This window comes from Ralstonia sp. SA306, from assembly GCF_054792405.1.
The window spans coordinates 2361890-2377448 of sequence record NZ_CP096451.1 but is presented as its reverse complement, the minus strand read 5'-3'; the positions used below and the strand labels follow the sequence as shown (position 1 = coordinate 2377448).

General features: G+C 64.1%; 13 protein-coding genes. 11 read left to right on the top strand and 2 right to left on the bottom strand.

Annotated features, from left to right (window positions below; translation table 11 throughout):
- Positions 1-5: 5 nt before the first annotated feature.
- The 9 genes from M1D44_RS11370 to M1D44_RS11330 all read left to right on the top strand — a co-directional run bounded on the left by M1D44_RS11370 (position 6) and on the right by M1D44_RS11330 (position 9086).
- Positions 6-839 (top strand): SDR family NAD(P)-dependent oxidoreductase, encoded by an 834-nt coding sequence (locus tag M1D44_RS11370; protein WP_024976490.1) that lies wholly within the window; start codon positions 6-8, stop codon positions 837-839.
- Positions 840-841: 2 nt separating this feature from the next.
- A complete protein-coding gene (locus M1D44_RS11365; RefSeq protein ID WP_316853205.1) occupies positions 842-1663 on the top strand; it encodes an amidohydrolase family protein in 822 nt (273 codons plus the stop codon).
- A gap of 9 nt (positions 1664-1672) precedes the next feature.
- On the top strand, positions 1673-2974 hold the full coding sequence (locus M1D44_RS11360; RefSeq protein WP_316853206.1) for an MFS transporter: 1302 nt from the start codon (positions 1673-1675) through the stop codon (positions 2972-2974).
- Complete coding sequence (locus M1D44_RS11355; protein ID WP_316853207.1) at positions 2971-3912, top strand: SMP-30/gluconolactonase/LRE family protein; 942 nt, start codon at positions 2971-2973, stop codon at positions 3910-3912. The genes M1D44_RS11360 and M1D44_RS11355 overlap by 4 nt, the downstream gene beginning before the upstream one ends.
- 43 nt (positions 3913-3955) lie before the next feature.
- The gene (locus M1D44_RS11350) at positions 3956-4753 is read left to right on the top strand and encodes a substrate-binding domain-containing protein (RefSeq protein WP_112185690.1); all 798 of its coding nucleotides are present in this window, start codon (positions 3956-3958) and stop codon (positions 4751-4753) included.
- Positions 4754-4868: 115 nt separating this feature from the next.
- Entirely contained in the window at positions 4869-5750 is an 882-nt protein-coding gene (locus tag M1D44_RS11345; RefSeq protein ID WP_316853208.1) for an alpha/beta fold hydrolase, read from the top strand.
- Between the two features lie 79 nt (positions 5751-5829).
- Positions 5830-6729: an alpha/beta fold hydrolase gene (locus M1D44_RS11340; protein ID WP_316853209.1), complete on the top strand. Its 900-nt coding sequence runs from the start codon at positions 5830-5832 to the stop codon at positions 6727-6729.
- Positions 6730-6952: 223 nt separating this feature from the next.
- Positions 6953-8248, top strand: coding sequence for an MFS transporter (gene tcuC, locus M1D44_RS11335; protein ID WP_024976483.1), 1296 nt, complete (start codon positions 6953-6955; stop codon positions 8246-8248).
- Between the two features lie 55 nt (positions 8249-8303).
- Positions 8304-9086: a substrate-binding domain-containing protein gene (locus M1D44_RS11330; protein WP_024976482.1), complete on the top strand. Its 783-nt coding sequence runs from the start codon at positions 8304-8306 to the stop codon at positions 9084-9086.
- A gap of 36 nt (positions 9087-9122) precedes the next feature.
- On the opposite strand, the gene M1D44_RS11325 is transcribed toward M1D44_RS11330, so the two are convergent.
- Positions 9123-10037: a LysR family transcriptional regulator gene (locus M1D44_RS11325; protein ID WP_024976481.1), complete on the bottom strand. Its 915-nt coding sequence runs from the start codon at positions 10035-10037 to the stop codon at positions 9123-9125.
- Between the two features lie 306 nt (positions 10038-10343).
- Here M1D44_RS11325 and M1D44_RS11320 point away from each other — a divergent pair, with 306 nt between their 5' ends.
- Entirely contained in the window at positions 10344-12641 is a 2298-nt protein-coding gene (locus tag M1D44_RS11320; protein WP_024976480.1) for a LamG-like jellyroll fold domain-containing protein, read from the top strand.
- Between the two features lie 63 nt (positions 12642-12704).
- Positions 12705-13970 (top strand): hypothetical protein, encoded by a 1266-nt coding sequence (locus M1D44_RS11315; protein WP_051541464.1) that lies wholly within the window; start codon positions 12705-12707, stop codon positions 13968-13970.
- A 66-nt stretch (positions 13971-14036) separates the two neighbouring features.
- On the opposite strand, the gene M1D44_RS11310 is transcribed toward M1D44_RS11315, so the two are convergent.
- Positions 14037-15539 carry a GGDEF domain-containing protein gene (locus M1D44_RS11310; protein ID WP_024976478.1) on the bottom strand — a complete coding sequence of 501 codons (1503 nt, stop codon included), beginning with the start codon at positions 15537-15539 and terminating at the stop codon, positions 14037-14039.
- Positions 15540-15559: the final 20 nt, after the last annotated feature.

Here is a 15559-nt window from a genome sequence, read left to right as displayed (position 1 = left end):
TCACTGTGCAAGCAACGACCGAATTTGAACAAGCCACGGCTGCGGGCCGACTGGCAGGCAAGGTAGCCATCGTGACTGGCGCGGGCTGCGTCGGGCCGGGCTGGGGCAACGGCCGCGCCGTGGCCGTGCTGTTTGCGATGGCTGGGGCACGCGTATTCGCCGTCGACAAGAACCTCGAAGCCATGGAAGAAACGCTGCGCCGCGTGCGCGAGGCGGGTGGTGAGGTCACGCCGTACACCTGCGACGTGACCGACACTACGGCCGTCAAAGGCATGGTCGATGCCTGCGTGGAGCAGTACGGCCGCGTCGATATCCTGGTGAACAACGTTGGCGGCTCCGCTGCCGGCGGCCCTGTGGCGTTGTCGGAAGACAAGTGGGATGCACAGGTTGCGTTCAACCTCAAGAGCGTCTATCTGACCTGCAAGCACGTGCTGCCCGTGATGGAAGCGCAGGGCAGTGGCGCCATCGTCAATACGGCTTCAACATCCGGCATCCGCTGGACGGGCTCGGCGCAGGTGGCCTATGCCGCTTGCAAGGCGGGCGTGATCCAGCTTTCCAAGGTGGTGGCCGTCGAGTACGCGAAGAAGGGCATCCGCGTGAACACCGTGGTGCCGGGCCAATTGCATACGCCCATGGTGGAAGTGCGCCTGGCCGGCCAGCGCTCCGGCGGCGACGTCGACAAGCTGCTCGAAAGCCGGCTCGCTCGCATTCCGCTCGGCTTCATGGGTGACGGGCGTGACACCGCGCATGCCGCGCTGTTCCTGGCGTCTGACGAGGCGCGCTTTGTCACCGGCACCGAAGTCGTGGTCGATGGCGGCATGACGGCGCGGTGCGACTGACCATGCAAGGCGAGCTGAACGGTGGCGTGTGGGATTGCCATACGCACATCTATGGGCCCTGGGACGCGTTTCCGCTGCCCGCCGACGCGTCGTATCGCCCGGTGGAAGCTCCGATGACGCAACTGCTTGCGTTGCATGAGCAGTTGGGCGTCACGCACGGCGTGCTGGTGCAGGCGGCGTGCTACCAGTCCGATCACCGTGCGCTGCTGTCGGCGCTGGCCATGACGCACGGGCGCTATCGCGGCGTCGCGCTGGTCGACCACACCACGAGTGACGACGCCCTGCGCGAATTGCACGAGGGCGGCGTCCGCGGCATCCGCTTCAACTTCATGGGCCACCTGCCGGGCGAGCGTGATCTGGACCGCTTGCGCGAACTCGCCGAGCGCGTTGGGCCGATGGGTTGGCACGTGCTGCTGCATGGGCAACTGGATCAGCTTCTGCCGGTGCTCGATGCGTGGGAAGACCTCGACGTGCCGCTGGTGATCGACCACATGGGCCGGCAGGATGCGACCCGCCCGCTGGATGAAGCCGCCGTGCGCGAGCTGGAGCGCCATCTGCGTAAAGACAATCGGTGGATCAAGCTCTCCGGTGTCGACCGCCTGATGCAAGGCGCAGCGCCGCCATGGACTGCAGCGCTGCCGCTGGTCAGGCGGCTGGTGCAGGCGGCGCCCGAGCGGGCCATCTGGGGCACGGACTGGCCGCACCCCAACATCAAGGGCGACGTGCCCGACGACAGCAGCCTGCTTGCGTTCGTGCAGGAAGCCTGCGGTGCTGAAGCGGCTGAAGCCGTGCTCGTTCATAACCCGCAACGGCTCTATTTCTGAGGCATCGCCATGCAAGCCACGTTTATCGATGCCGCCCAGGCAGAGCACACTGCTGAGCAGAGCGCCTGCCGCAAGGCCGCCTGGCGCCTGGTTCCGCTGCTGTCGCTCGCCTACTTCGTCAACTATCTCGACCGGACCAACGTCGGCTTTGCCGCGCTGACCATGAACCGCGACCTGGGCCTGAGCGCGGCCCAGTTTGGCCTGGCGGCCGGCATCTTCTACGTGGGCTATTGCCTGTTCGAGGTGCCGAGCAACCTGGCGTTGTATCGCTACGGCGCACGTCGCTGGCTGGCGCGGATCATGATCACGTGGGGTTTGTTTGCCGCCGCCACCAGCTTTGCCGTGGGCCCCAACAGCTATGCGGCGATTCGCTTGCTCGCCGGGATTGGCGAGGCGGGGTTCTTTCCCGGCGTCATCTTCTATCTGACGTTGTGGTTTCCGTCGCGGTATCGCACGCGCATGATGGGCTGGTTCCTCGCTGCTATTCCGTTGTCGTCCGTGTTCAGCGGGCCGCTGTCGGTATCGATGCTGGAGCTGGACGGTTGGCTCGGGCTGCACGGCTGGCAATGGCTCTTCATCCTGCAGGGGTTGCCGGCCTGCGTGCTGGGCCTGCTGTGCCTGCGCATGCTGACCGATCGGCCGGACAACGCAGCCTGGCTTACGGCAGAGGAGCGCTCCGCCCTGGCGGCTGCCATCGAGCGGGAGCGCAGCGCAGCGGTCGAGCATCGCCTCGGGCCGGCGCTCAAGGACGCCCGCGTCTGGCTGCTCACGGCCATTCTCTTCAGCTACATCATCGGCATTCTCGGCATTGGTGTGTGGATGCCGACCATCCTCAAGACGCATCACCTGTCGAACACGCAGGTGGGCTTTGCCACGGCGCTGCCCTATGTTGTTGGCGCCCTGGTGATGCTGGGCTGGGCACGCGTGGTGGCGCGCACGCAGCGCTATGTTCTGCACCTGGTGATCACCTGTGCGGTGGCGGCGCTGGGTTTCTTTGTGTCGGTTGCGTCCGATGCGCTGGTGCCGGCCATGCTGGGCTTGACCGTGGCGGTGGTGGGGTTGTCATCCGTGCGCACGTGCTTCTACAGCATCCCGGCCACGTTCCTGGACAAGCAGGCCGCCGCCGGCGGGCTGGCGTTCATCAACTCGGTGGGCAGCCTTGGCGGGTTGTTCGGCCCGTACATGGTGGGCTGGCTGAAAGACGCCACGGGCTCGTTCAAGGCCGGGCTGATCGGCATGGGCACCATGCTGGTTCTCGCAACGCTGCTTTCTATGGTGCTGCTGGGCCGCATCAAGGAGGGCCGGCGATGAGCAACGATGGGTGGCAGCCGAGCCTGCGCACGCCAGATCCGGCCGTGCGTATCCTGGACCCGCGCTTCGAGCACTACCGTCTGCCGCACGCCAAGGTCGAACGCCTCTGGACCGGCTGCAGGTGGGCCGAAGGCCCCGTCTGGTTTGGGGACGCAGGGGCGATCTATTGGACCGACCTGCCCAACGATCGCATCCTGCGTTGGGACGAGGCCTCCGGCGCGGTGGCGACATACCGCGCGCCCTCAGACAAGGCCAACGGCCTGACGCGCGACAGGCAGGGCAGGCTGATTGCCTGCGAGCACGGCCAGCGCCGCGTCACGCGCACGGAATACGACGGCAGCATCACCGTGCTGGCCAGCGAGTTCGATGGCAAGCCGCTGAATTCGCCCAACGATGTGGTGGTCGCAAGCGACGGCGCAGTGTGGTTTACCGATCCGCCGTTCGGCCTGGTGAGCGACTACATGGGCCAGATTGCCGAGCCGCAGTTGCCGGCCAGCATCTATCGGATCGACCCGCGCGACGGGCGACTGGACTGTGTTGCCGACGATGTGCTCGGCCCCAACGGATTGGCGTTCTCGCCGGATGAGCGGACGTTGTATGTGGTGGCATCGCGTGCGCGGCCGCGCGAGATCGTGGCATTCGACGTGTTCGACGGCAATGCGCTTGGCGAGCGCCGTGTGTTGATCGACGCCGCGGACGGTGCGCCGGACGGCTTTCGCGTCGATGCGCACGGCAACCTGTGGTGCGGCTGGGGCACGGGGTCGGCAGAGCTTGATGGCGTGCGCGTGTTCGCCCCCGACGGCACCGCGATCGGTCACATCGCACTGCCGGAGCGTTGCGCGAACCTGTGCTTCGGCGGCCGACACCTCAATCGCCTGTTCATGGCGTCCACCACATCGCTCTATGCCCTGTACGTGAACACACGCGGGGCAGTCTAGCCCTGCGCCACCCCTACACCAATAACGAACGAGGAGACACGACATGCCATTCCAATCCAGCGTGCGCCGCTTTGCAGTGCGCAGCCTCTGTGCAATACCGCTCATTGCCGCCACCAGTGCCGCCTGGGCCGCAGATGTGCACGTGCTGGCGACCGGCGCGTTGCACGCGGCCTTCGAGAAGGTCATACCGGCGTACGAGCAGCAGTCGGGCAACCATCTGATCATCGCGTGGGGGCCGTCCTATGGCACCTCGCCCGACGCCTTGCCGATGCGCATCAAGAACGGCGAGCCGATGGATGTGTGCTTCATGATCGGCGCCGCCTTGACGGATCAAGTGAAGCAAGGGCGCTTCATTCCGGAGTCGCGCGTTGACCTGGTGGCGTCAGGCGTGGGCGTTGCAGTGCGCAAGGGCTTGCCCAAGCCGAATATCCAGACCGTTGACGATCTGCGGCAAACCTTGTTGGCGGCCAAGTCTGTGGCGTTTTCGGAAGGCGCCAGCGGTACCTACATCACCGGCACGCTGTTCGCGCGTCTCGGGATTGCCGAGCAGATGAAAACCAAGAGCGTGCTGATCCGGGGCAAGGAGCTGGTCGGCTCGGCGCTTGAGCGCGGCGAGGCGGATCTGGGCCTGCAGCAGATCAGCGAGCTGCGGGCATTCGGCGGCATCCAATATGTGGGGCCGCTGCCCGCCGAGGTGCAGAAGACGAGCGTGATTGCCGTTGCAGTGGCAAAAGATGCCAAGGAGCGCCAGGCCGCTGAAGGTCTCATCACGTATCTGCGTTCTCCGGAAGTCGCCGCCAAGCTGGTCCAGACGGGGCTCGACCCGATCCCCACCAAATAGAAATCGCCTGATTCGTTGCCGTTGTCCGTTGCATCGCGGTGGGTTTCCTGCCGCGAGGGGCAACTGCTGCCCGAAGCAAAAAACAACCGGGCCAGATCCCGGAAAAGGAGACTCCATGACGTTGCAGAAGTGCCTTCTGGGCGCCGCATTGACCTTGGTGATGGCGGCGTGCGCCGCGCCGCCAAACAACGGAGCAGACGTACAGCGAACGCTCGTGCGCCGTGGCAACGTGCAGATCGAAACGCTCAGCCAGGGCAGTGGGCCGACTGTTGTCATCCTGCCGTCGCTTGGGCGCGGCGCGGAAGATTACGACGAGGTGGCCCGCCTGCTTGCAGCCGATGGGCTGCGTGTCCTGCGGCCGCAACCGCGCGGCATTGGCCAGAGCAAGGGCCCGATGGCGAATCTCGACATGCATGCGTTTGCAGCCGACGTTGCCGCCGTGCTCGATCAGGAAAAGACGGGGCCCGTTGTCGTGGTGGGGCATGCCTGGGGCAGCCAGCCGGCGCGCATGCTGGCGGTGGATCGGCCAGACCTGGTGCGTGGCCTCGTGATGGCCGCAGCCTCTGCCGGCAAGCTGCCGCCCGGTTCCAACGAGAAGCCCTATGGCCGGTTGCGCGAAGCGATCGACGGCTCCGGCAACCTCGCGCTGCCCGAGGCAAAGCGTCTGGAATATCTGCGCCAAGCGTTCTTTGCTCCCGGCCACGACCCCAAGCCGTGGCTTGGCGGTTGGTATTCGGATGCACACCACGCGCAAGCCCATGCCCGCAACGTCACGCCTGTGGATGCGTACTTCGCTGGCGGCACGGTGCCCATGCTTGATCTGCAGGCGCAGTACGACGCCGTGGTCGTGCCCAACGTGTTCAAGCCCATGCTGGGCAACCGCGTGACGGTGGAAGTGATTCCCGATGCCGGGCACGCCATGGCGCCCGAGCAGCCCGCGGCGATGAGCCGCGCCATCGCGCGCTTCGCTCGTCGTGTCTATGCGGGCGCGTCCTGATTTCGTCAACACAACAACGCGCAGGCCGACGCATCCGCGTGGCATGCCTATCCACACCAAGCACACCAAGGAGAACATCATGAAATTGATCAAGTACGGCTGTACCGCGTTGGCTGCGGTCATGCTTTCCTTCTCTGCACTGGCTGCAACGGATGCCGGTCAGATCGATCGTGAATTGGTCAAGTACAGCGACGTGCAGATTGAGGTGATGCGGCAAGGTAAGGGCCCGTTGATCGTCATCCTGCCGTCGCTGGGCCGTTCGGGGCGCGATTACGATCAGGTTGCAAACCAGCTCGTCGCCGATGGCTTCCGCGTGTTGCGTCCTGAGCCGCGCGGCATCGGCCAGAGCAAAGGGCCCATGACCAATCTGGACATGCATGCCTTTGCCGCCGATGTGGCCTCCGTGATCGAGCATGAGAAGCAAGGGCCGGCGGTTGTGGTTGGCCACGCGTGGGGCAATTTCCCGGCACGCATGGTGGCGGTGGATCGGCCCGAGCTGGTGCGCGGCGTCGTTCTGGTTGCGGCTTCGGCCGGCAAGGTGCCGCTGGGTTCGACCGAAAAGCCGATCAACGCAGAGATGCGTAAAGCCATCGACGGCGCGGGTGATATGCGTCTTTCGGAAGCGCAGCGCCTTGCGTATCTGCGACAGGCCTTCTTTGCGCCGGGCAATGACCCACGCGTGTGGCTCGATGGCTGGCACGAAGAGACGCATGAGGCGGAGTCCCATGCCCGCAACGTGACGCCGGTGGATGCGTACTTTGCGGCTGGCACTGCGCCGATCCTGGACCTCCAGGCCGAGCACGATGCAGTAGCGCCGCGCCGCTTCTCGCAGGTTCTGAAATCGATGCTGGGCGATCGTGTGACGGTGGTTGTGGTGCCGAATGCAGGCCATGCATTTGCACCCGAACAGCCCAAGGCGATGGCGGATGCGATCGCAACGTTCGCCAAGCGCGTGTACGCAGAACCCGCCAAGCAGTAATCGAACGTGCTTGCCATGTGGAGGCTGGGTCCGTGATTCGCCTCCACAGCTTGCCTAATTGGACGGAAAACCCCGCGAGGAAGGGCAAAGGGATTGATAACCAAAGCACATCAATTCTTCCGAAAATTGCACTTCTCGTTTGTTGGTCTCCCGGCGAACATTGCCAAAACGACAAACGCCGTTCGACGGCGTATTCTTTTTTTGGCTTCCAGGAGACACCTCGATGCACCCCCAGTCCAGCCTTTCGACCGGGCAATCAAAGGCCGCCGCGGTCTTCCGCGTCACCGCCGGGAATTTCCTGGAGCAGTTCGACTTCTTCCTGTTCGGCTTCTACGCCACACAGATCGCCAACGTCTTCTTTCCCACCGATAGCGAATTCGCCTCGCTGATGATGACCTTCGCCGTTTTTGGCGCCGGGTTCCTCATGCGGCCGCTGGGCGCCGTCGTGCTCGGTGCGTACATTGACGACGTCGGCCGCCGAAAGGGCCTGATCGTCACGCTGTCCATCATGGCAAGCGGCACCGTGCTGATCGCATTCGTTCCCGGCTACGCCACGATCGGCCTCTTGGCACCTGCGCTCGTGTTGCTCGGGCGCCTCTTGCAGGGCTTCTCGGCGGGCGCCGAGTTGGGTGGCGTATCGGTCTACCTGGCCGAGATGGCTACGCCGGGCCGCAAGGGCTTCTTCACGAGCTGGCAGTCCGCCAGCCAGCAGGTCGCAATTGTGGTGGCGGCGGGCCTGGGGTTTGCGCTCAACCAATGGCTGAGCGCACCGGCCATTGCCGCATGGGGATGGCGCGTGCCGTTCTTCGTCGGTTGCATGATCGTGCCGTTCATCTTCGTGCTGCGCCGCAATCTTGAGGAAACGCAGGAGTTCAAGGCACGCAAGCATCGTCCGAGCATGAAGGACGTACTCAGCACGCTGGTGCAAAACTGGGGCGTCGTCATCGCCGGCATGATGCTGGTGGCGATGACCACCACGAGCTTCTACCTCATCACCGTCTATGCGCCCACGTTCGGGAAGACCGTTCTGCACCTGAGCACGGCCGACAGCCTGCTCGTCACGCTGTGTGTGGGGGTGTCGAACTTCGTGTGGCTGCCGATTGGTGGCGCGCTCTCCGACAGGATCGGCCGCCGGCCGCTGCTCATCGGCATGACGGTGCTCACCATCGCTACCGCCTATCCGGCGCTTTCGTTCCTCGCTCACGCGCCGAGCTTCATGAACATGCTGCTCGTGCTGCTTTGGCTGTCGTTCATGTACGGCATCTACAACGGCGCGATGGTTGTCGCGCTCACGGAAGTGATGCCCGTGCAGGTGCGCGTTGCCGGATTCTCGCTTGCCTATAGCCTTGCGACGGCAGTGTTTGGCGGCTTTACCCCCGCCATCTCGACGGCCGCCATCCACATGACCGGCGACAAGGCCGCCCCCGGCTACTGGATGAGTTTTGCCGCTGTGTGCGCGCTCCTGGCGACGTTGACGCTGTATCGCCGTCGCGCGGTGACGCTGGCTCCGGCCCACTGACGCAGAGCGCGCTCCAGATACTCACAAACACGTACGACCTGGCACGACCATCACCATGAAGACTCTGTTTTTGAAACTGTGCGCAGCCGCGCTCGTCGCAACCTCAGCCATTGCGGTCAACGTTCAGGCTGCCGAGCTGCACGTCATGAGCTCCGGTGGCTTTACCGCCGCCTACAAGATGCTCGGGCCGAAATTTGCATCGCAGACAGGCAACACGCTCAACACCGCACTTGGACCCTCGATGGGCAAATCGCCCGAAGCGATTCCAAATCGGCTTGCGCGCGGTGAGCCGGCCGACGCCGTCATCATGGTCGGCTACGCACTCGACGATCTGATCAAGCAAGGCAAGGTCATTCCAGACTCGCGCGTGGAACTGGCCGACTCGCGCATCGGCATGGTTGTGCGTGAAGGGGCGGCAAAGCCCGACATCAGCTCGCCGGAGGGCCTCAAGCAAGTGCTGCTGCATGCCAAGTCGATTGCCTACTCGGACAGCGCGAGCGGCGTCTATATCGAGCGCGAGCTGTTCAAGAAGCTCGGCATTGAAGAGCAGGTCAAGGCGAAAGCGAAGATGGTCCCGCGCATTCCGGTGGCATCGGTGGTGGCCACCGGCGACTACGAAATCGGCTTTCAGCAAGTGAGCGAGCTTCTGCCGGTGCAGGGTGCCACCTTCGTCGGAAAGATCCCGGAGTCGCTGCAGTCGGTCACGCGCTTTGCTGCGGGCATCCCGGTTGGGGCACAGCATCCGAAGGAAGCGAAGGCGCTACTCGACTATCTTGCTTCGCCTGGAGTGCAGGCAGACGTGAAATCGACCGGGCTCGATTCGGTGACTGCGCATTGAGGCAGGGCGGCGGGGCGATGGGCCAAGCGGCCCATGCTATGCATCGCTCGCCATCCCGCCACGCTTTGCTTCAATGATCATCCGGTGAAATTCCTCTGCGGCCGGCGTGAGCGCCCGGCCGCGCCGCTTCACAATGCCTACGCGCCGGTTCACCACCGGCTCGACCAGCGGCACGCTCGTGAGAATCGGGTGGTCATTCCCAGGCATGGCCATCGATGGCACCGCAGCAACACCAAGCCCCGCTTCAACCAACCCCAGCATGGTGGTGACGTGCCGCGTCTCACACACGCTTGGCGCACGCGGCGCTACGGCCGACAGCGCCTGGTCCAGCAGCAGTCGGTTGCCGGACGTCTTGTCCACTGACACGTATTCGTGCGCGTAAAGCTCATTCCACGTCACGCGCTTCTTTCGGGCAAGCGGATGATCGCGCCGGCAGGCGGCAACAAACCGCTCCTGCAGCAGCATCTTGAATTCGATCTCGGGCTCCTGGCTGCCCATGAAGCTCACGCCAAAATCTGCCTCGCCGCTAATGACCGCACCGAGCACCTCGTTCGCGCTTGCATCCAGCAGCTTGACCCTGATGCGTGGAAAGCGGCGGTGATAGGTCGCAATCAGGCTGGGCAGAAAGTAATAGGCCACCGACGGCACGCAGGCGATGGTCACGTGCCCAAGGCGGCTCGATGAAACGTCGCGGATGCCGAGCAGGGCGACGTCGAGATCGTCGAGCAGTTGTTCTGCGCTGCGTGCGAACACGCGGCCGACCGTGGTGAGCGTGACGCTGCGGGTGGTGCGTTCGAACAGGGGCACGCCCAGCGCGCTCTCGAGCTTGTCGATCCGGCGGCTCAGCGCGGGCTGGGAAATGCTGATCGCTTCGGCGGCCTTTCGGAAGTTGCCCAACTCCACCACCGCGCGAAACGCCTGCAAGTCCGTCAAATCGAAGTTGATGCCCACGGGCCAGCCTCCACATCCCAGATGCGCAGCATTTTGCGCGATTTATCACGGGGTGACACGGGGCGGAGAAGGACGGAAGCGATGCTGCTGTCACGATGATGCCCCCATTTGCGCAAGGAACCATGTCGGAAAGCGCACGCGCGCTTTATCAAAAAAGCTCATCAAACCTGCCAATGCATTGAACTGCACCGACGCTTCGTGTCACATGTCGCACCACGCCCCGTCACCCCTCTTTCGTAGGGGGTGTGGCATGGTTCGTGCAGCCTTGCGCACGGTTTGACGACAACAAAAAAGTTGGGAGGGTGTATGAGCAACAAGCAGGTGCCAGGGGAGCCGCTGTTGGAAGCGGTTTGCCAGCCGGGCAGCATCACGAAAATTTCGCGCCGACACTTCGTGATGGGGCTGGGAGCCTCGCTGCTGGCCGGTTGCGGGGGCGGGGGCGATGATGCCGAAGCTGCGAGCGTCGCCCCTGCGACAACGACAGGCGGGAGCACCACCGCGCCGGGCTCCCCGATCAACAAGACGCCCGTCGCGCCGCCCGCGGGCACCGTGCAGATCCAGAGTTTCACGCATCCCGGCCTGCTGCATACCGAAGCGGATTTCGCGCGCATGCGCACCAAGGTGGGGGCGCATGCGTCCCCTTGGATCGATAGCTGGAACGTGCTGGTTGCGAATGGCCACACTCGCCTGACGAACAAGCCGAATCCGCAAGTCGCCATCTACCGGGGCAATGACCCGACACATGGTCAGAACTACGGCACGCTCTACCACGACATCGCCGCTGCCTACGGCGACGCGCTGCGCTGGAAAGTGTCGGACGACAAGCAATACGCCGATAAAGCCATCGAATATCTCGACCAGTGGGCCTCGACGCTGACAACGCTGGGCGGCAGTGACGTGGCGCTGGCCGCTGGCATCTACGGCTACGAGTTCGCCAACGCGGCCGAAATCATGCGCAGCTACAGCGGCTGGAGCCCGGCTGGCCTGGCCGCGTTCCAGTCGATGATGCGCAAGGTTTTCTACCCTGTCAGTCATGCTTTCCTGACGCGTATCGACACCGCCATGGACACGCACTACTGGGCCAACTGGGGCCTGTCCAACATCGCGTGCATTCTGGCCATTGGGGTGCTGTGTGACGATGCCGATCTCGTCAACGAGGCCATCACCCATTTCAAGACGGGGGGCAGCAACGGCTGTATCCGGCAGGCCGTGTACTACATGCACCCCGGCAACCTCGGACAATGGCAGGAAGCCGGCCGCGATCAGGGCCACACCACGCTCGGCATTGCCTTGACGGGCGCCATTTGCGAGATGGCCTGGAACCAGGGCATCGATCTGTACGGCTATGACAACAACCGCTTCCTGGCGGGCGCCGAGTACGTCGCCAAGGCCAACCTGACACAGCCGGACGGCACGTTCTATTCGGTGCCCTTTGTCACGTACCAGAACAGCGCCGGCGTCATCCAGACGCAGTTCTCCACCGGTGGGCAGGGCGGTGCTTTGGGCCGCCCGTGCTGGGCGCTGGTGGCCAACCATTACATCAACCGGAAAGGCCTGGCGGCGCCTTACACGAAGCGCGCGGCTGACCTCGTGGCGCCGGAAGGCGGTGGCGGCAACTACGGCCCCAACAGTGGCGGCTTCGATCAGCTTGGCTATGGCACGCTCACGTGCACGCTCGACCCTGGAACACCCGCTGCGGCGCCGAGCGGCCTCACGGGCTATGCCAGCGCGGGCAAGGTTGTGTTGTCGTGGTGGGGCACCAGCAACGCCACCAGCTACAACGTCAAGCGCGCGACGATGGCCGGTGGCCCGTACACCACCATCCGCAGCGGAATCACCGATCTGCTGACCTATACCGATACGCCGCCCGCTGCCGGCACGTATTTTTATGTCGTGACAGCGCAAACGATTGGTGGTGAATCGGCTGTCTCCAACGAGGTGAAGGCCATCACGGCGGTGCAGCTGCTCACGCATCTCGCCTTCGATGAGGGCAGCGGCACCACCGCAGCCGATCGCTCCGGCAACGGGCGCAACGGCACGCTCAATGGTGCGGCATGGGGCGCAGGTCGCAGCAGCAACGCGGTCTCGCTTAACGGCTCGGGTGGCTACGTGGCGTTGCCAAACGACCTTCTGGTCGACGTGTCGGACTTCACCATCGCAGCGTGGGTGTTCTGGAATGGCTCGCAAACATGGGCCCGCCTGTTCGACTTCGGAACGGGCTTTCACCGCTACCTGATGTTGACGCCCCGCGCGCAGTTGCGAAGCGGCTGGGCTGGCATACGCTTCGCCATGACGGCCAATGGCCCCGGCGATGGCCCGCCGGAACAGATCATTGACGCCCCCACCGAGCTGCCCAGCAAGCAATGGGTGCATGTTGCCGTGACGCTATCAGGCTCCACCGGCACGCTGTACGTGAACGGTGCGGCCGTCAGCACCAACACAGCCATGTTCCAGGCACCGTTCCGCCTGGAGAGCACCACACAGAACTGGCTGGGCAAATCGCAATACAGCACAGACCCGACGTTCAACGGCCGGATCGATGATTTCCGCATCTATCGCGGCGCGCTCAGCGCTGCCCAGATCGCATCGCTCATGGCGAGTTGATTGCCACGGGCCCGATGGAGGGCCCCGGCAATCCGATGCATCTTTTCTTTCAAGGATTTTTTGATGACCGTGTTTTCTCAACGATGGATTGCCGTCGCCGCGATTGCGTTCGCGCTATTTGGCTGCGGCGGCGGGTCCGATAGCACGCAGGGCAGTAGCACGACAGGCAGCGGCACTGGAACGCAAGGCGGCACCAACGGAGGCACCACTGGTGGCCAGACCGGTGGAAATGGCGGCGGAACTGGAGGTGGAACCACCGGCGGCAGCACATCCAGCCTGTCAGCCAGCGCCGCGCTCGTCGCCAAGTTGGGCAAGCCTTCGCGCGTGCTCGTCGGGCTCGGGTCGGGTCAGTCGATTTCGGACATGCAAAGCCAGGGCATTCGTCCTGACATCATCGACGTCTACCTCGTAGGCGCGGGACCCGGCTCATGGCCCTACTGGAACAGCCCCGACGGCGCCTACATCACGTACAGCGCGCAGGCCGCCCAGGCCTATGGCGCAACGCCGATGTTCACCTTCTACCAAATGGCGCAGAACGGTGACGGCAACCTGAGCGGCATCAACGATGCAACGTTCATGAACACGTACTGGAGCCAGGCGCGCTTGATGTATCAACGCATTGCCGCCCTGAATGCGCCCGTGCTGGTCAACCTCGAGCCCGACTTCTGGGGCTACGTATGGGCGCAGGCACCGAACCATGATCCGACGCAGATGGCCGCGGTGGTGAACAGCCAGCCCGAATGCAGCAGCCTGCCCAACACAGCCGCCGGCCTCGGGCAGTGTCTGGTGCAGATGGCTCGCCAGATCGCTCCCAAGACGTTGATCGGCTTCCCACCGGCGTTCTGGTCGGGATCGCCGACAGCGGTTGCGGGGGAAATGCGTGCCGCCGGTGCGCACCAGGCCGACTTCATCGTCGCCCAGACCAGCGACCGTGACGCCGGCTGCCTCGAAGCCGCCACGGTGTCGGAATGCACGGGCCGCAGCGGCACGTTCTACTGGGACGAGGCCAACATCAACACGCCGAATTTCCATCAGTCGCAAAGCAGCTACCTGGACTATCGGACCGCACTGGGCAATGGGTTGCCCATTCTGTGGTGGCAGACGCCGCTGGGTGTGCCGTCCAGCACGCCGGGCGGCACCAACCAGCACTATCGCGATAACCGCGTCGACTACATGCTGCGCAACACACAGGAATACGGCGACGGCCATACCTTCGCGGTCGTCTTCGGCTCGGGCGGTACGTACCAGACGACGATCAACACCGACGGTGGCCAGTTTGCGCGCCTGCTCGGTCTGTATCTCGGCGGGGGCGGGGCCACGCTGCAATAACCGGGCGCGGCGCTTATGCGGGGCTGCTCGCGGGCTATATGCCGCGAGCACACCCTGTTTGCGAGGCTACGCAGTTGTCGCGTAGTCAACGCGGTTTCTCCCCTTGCGCTTGGCCTCGTAGAGCGCATCGTCCGCGGCCTTGGTCAACGCATCCAGCGACGGGAAGCTCGAGCGGCGCCCCGTAGCGCAACCGACGCTTACTGTGAAGGGAGCCAAGCCAGAGCTCCCGATTGCGGTGCGGTTTTCTTCGACTTCGGCGCGTATCGCTTCAGCGATTCGCCTGGCACCGGCTTCGCCCGTGTCTGGCAACAACACCACGAACTCTTCACCGCCGTATCGGGCTGCGAGGTCGCCGCGTCGACGCGCATGCTTGGAAATGCAGTTGGCGAGGTACTGGAGCGCGGAGTCGCCCTGGGCATGCCCGTGCTCGTCGTTGTAGCGTTTGAAGTGATCGGCATCGACAAAGAGCACGGATAGGCGACTGTCATTCCGTTGCAGGCGGTCCCACTCGTTCTCCAGTGCGACATCCAGTGCGCGCCTGTTCTTCAGGCCGGTCAGCGGGTCGGTTTGCGTAAGCTCGCGCAGGTGGTTTTCAGCCATCACGCGGCCCCGCAGCGCAAAAGCCAGGAGCCAGACACCTGCACAGAAGGCAAGGCTGACCGACAGCGACGACAACCCGACGATCCACGACAGCCGTTGCCAGGGCGCAAGTGCATCGCTCATTGCCGGAGCCACCACGGCGATGAAGGGTGTGCCCGGTACACGTTGAAACGTATAGAGGCGCAGCACGCCGTCGCTGGCCGACGGTGCTACGTAGAAGCCGGACTCCTGATTCACCATGCGCGGGAACGTCAACGATTTGCTGAGATTGAGCGCGCGGGCTGCGCCGGGCGGCGGATTTCTCGCCACCAGCGTTCCGTCGGTGCGAACGATGGCCGTGATGCCGCGCGGCCCGACATCCAGCTTCTCAAGAAGCTGCTTGAAGTAATCGAGATCGATCGCGACCAATGCGGTGCCCGCGAACGTCCCGTCGGCGCGGTTCATCCTTCGGCTCAGCGCAATGGCCTCCACGCCTGCGCGTGAGCGCGCCTTATAGACGGCGGACGTGTAGAGGCCAACGTTTGCGTGGTCGCGATGGACGATGAAGTAATCGCGGTCGCTGAAATCCCAGTGGTGTGTCACAGAACAGCAACCGTCGATGAGCCGGCCCTTGTCGTCTGTGACGCCCATGCCCGTGACATACCGGGCAGAGGCTGTCGGGCTGAACAGCAGATCGTGCCGGATCTCCGGATCGAGGTGTCGGATGCTGGGTTTGTCGAGTGCGGCGATCAGCGTCTGCAGCGACTGATCTGCCGATTCAACGGTGCGCGAGATGTGGCTTGCCAGAACGGCCGCGACATTCCTCGAGGTTTCGTGAGCGTGCTCGATGGCCGTTTCACGGTTGGCCCACAGCGTCAGTACACTGATTGCCAGGACAATCAATGTCAGCAGCGTTCCCACCGCCCCAACAACAAAAGGATGTTGGCCTGCCGATGTGGCCAGCCGTCGGGCGAATGGGCGAAGAGGCATGTCGTGGTCTTGGGCGCGAC

Coding starts and splice junctions, on each gene's coding strand:
- M1D44_RS11365 (WP_316853205.1), top strand. CDS start 842: ATGCAAGGCGAGCTGAACGGTGGCGTGTGGGATTGCCATACGCACATC.
- M1D44_RS11360 (WP_316853206.1), top strand. CDS start 1,673: ATGCAAGCCACGTTTATCGATGCCGCCCAGGCAGAGCACACTGCTGAG.
- M1D44_RS11355 (WP_316853207.1), top strand. CDS start 2,971: ATGAGCAACGATGGGTGGCAGCCGAGCCTGCGCACGCCAGATCCGGCC.
- M1D44_RS11350 (WP_112185690.1), top strand. CDS start 3,956: ATGCCATTCCAATCCAGCGTGCGCCGCTTTGCAGTGCGCAGCCTCTGT.
- M1D44_RS11345 (WP_316853208.1), top strand. CDS start 4,869: ATGACGTTGCAGAAGTGCCTTCTGGGCGCCGCATTGACCTTGGTGATG.
- M1D44_RS11340 (WP_316853209.1), top strand. CDS start 5,830: ATGAAATTGATCAAGTACGGCTGTACCGCGTTGGCTGCGGTCATGCTT.
- tcuC (WP_024976483.1), top strand. CDS start 6,953: ATGCACCCCCAGTCCAGCCTTTCGACCGGGCAATCAAAGGCCGCCGCG.
- M1D44_RS11330 (WP_024976482.1), top strand. CDS start 8,304: ATGAAGACTCTGTTTTTGAAACTGTGCGCAGCCGCGCTCGTCGCAACC.
- M1D44_RS11320 (WP_024976480.1), top strand. CDS start 10,344: ATGAGCAACAAGCAGGTGCCAGGGGAGCCGCTGTTGGAAGCGGTTTGC.
- M1D44_RS11315 (WP_051541464.1), top strand. CDS start 12,705: ATGACCGTGTTTTCTCAACGATGGATTGCCGTCGCCGCGATTGCGTTC.
- M1D44_RS11310 (WP_024976478.1), bottom strand. CDS start 15,539: ATGCCTCTTCGCCCATTCGCCCGACGGCTGGCCACATCGGCAGGCCAA.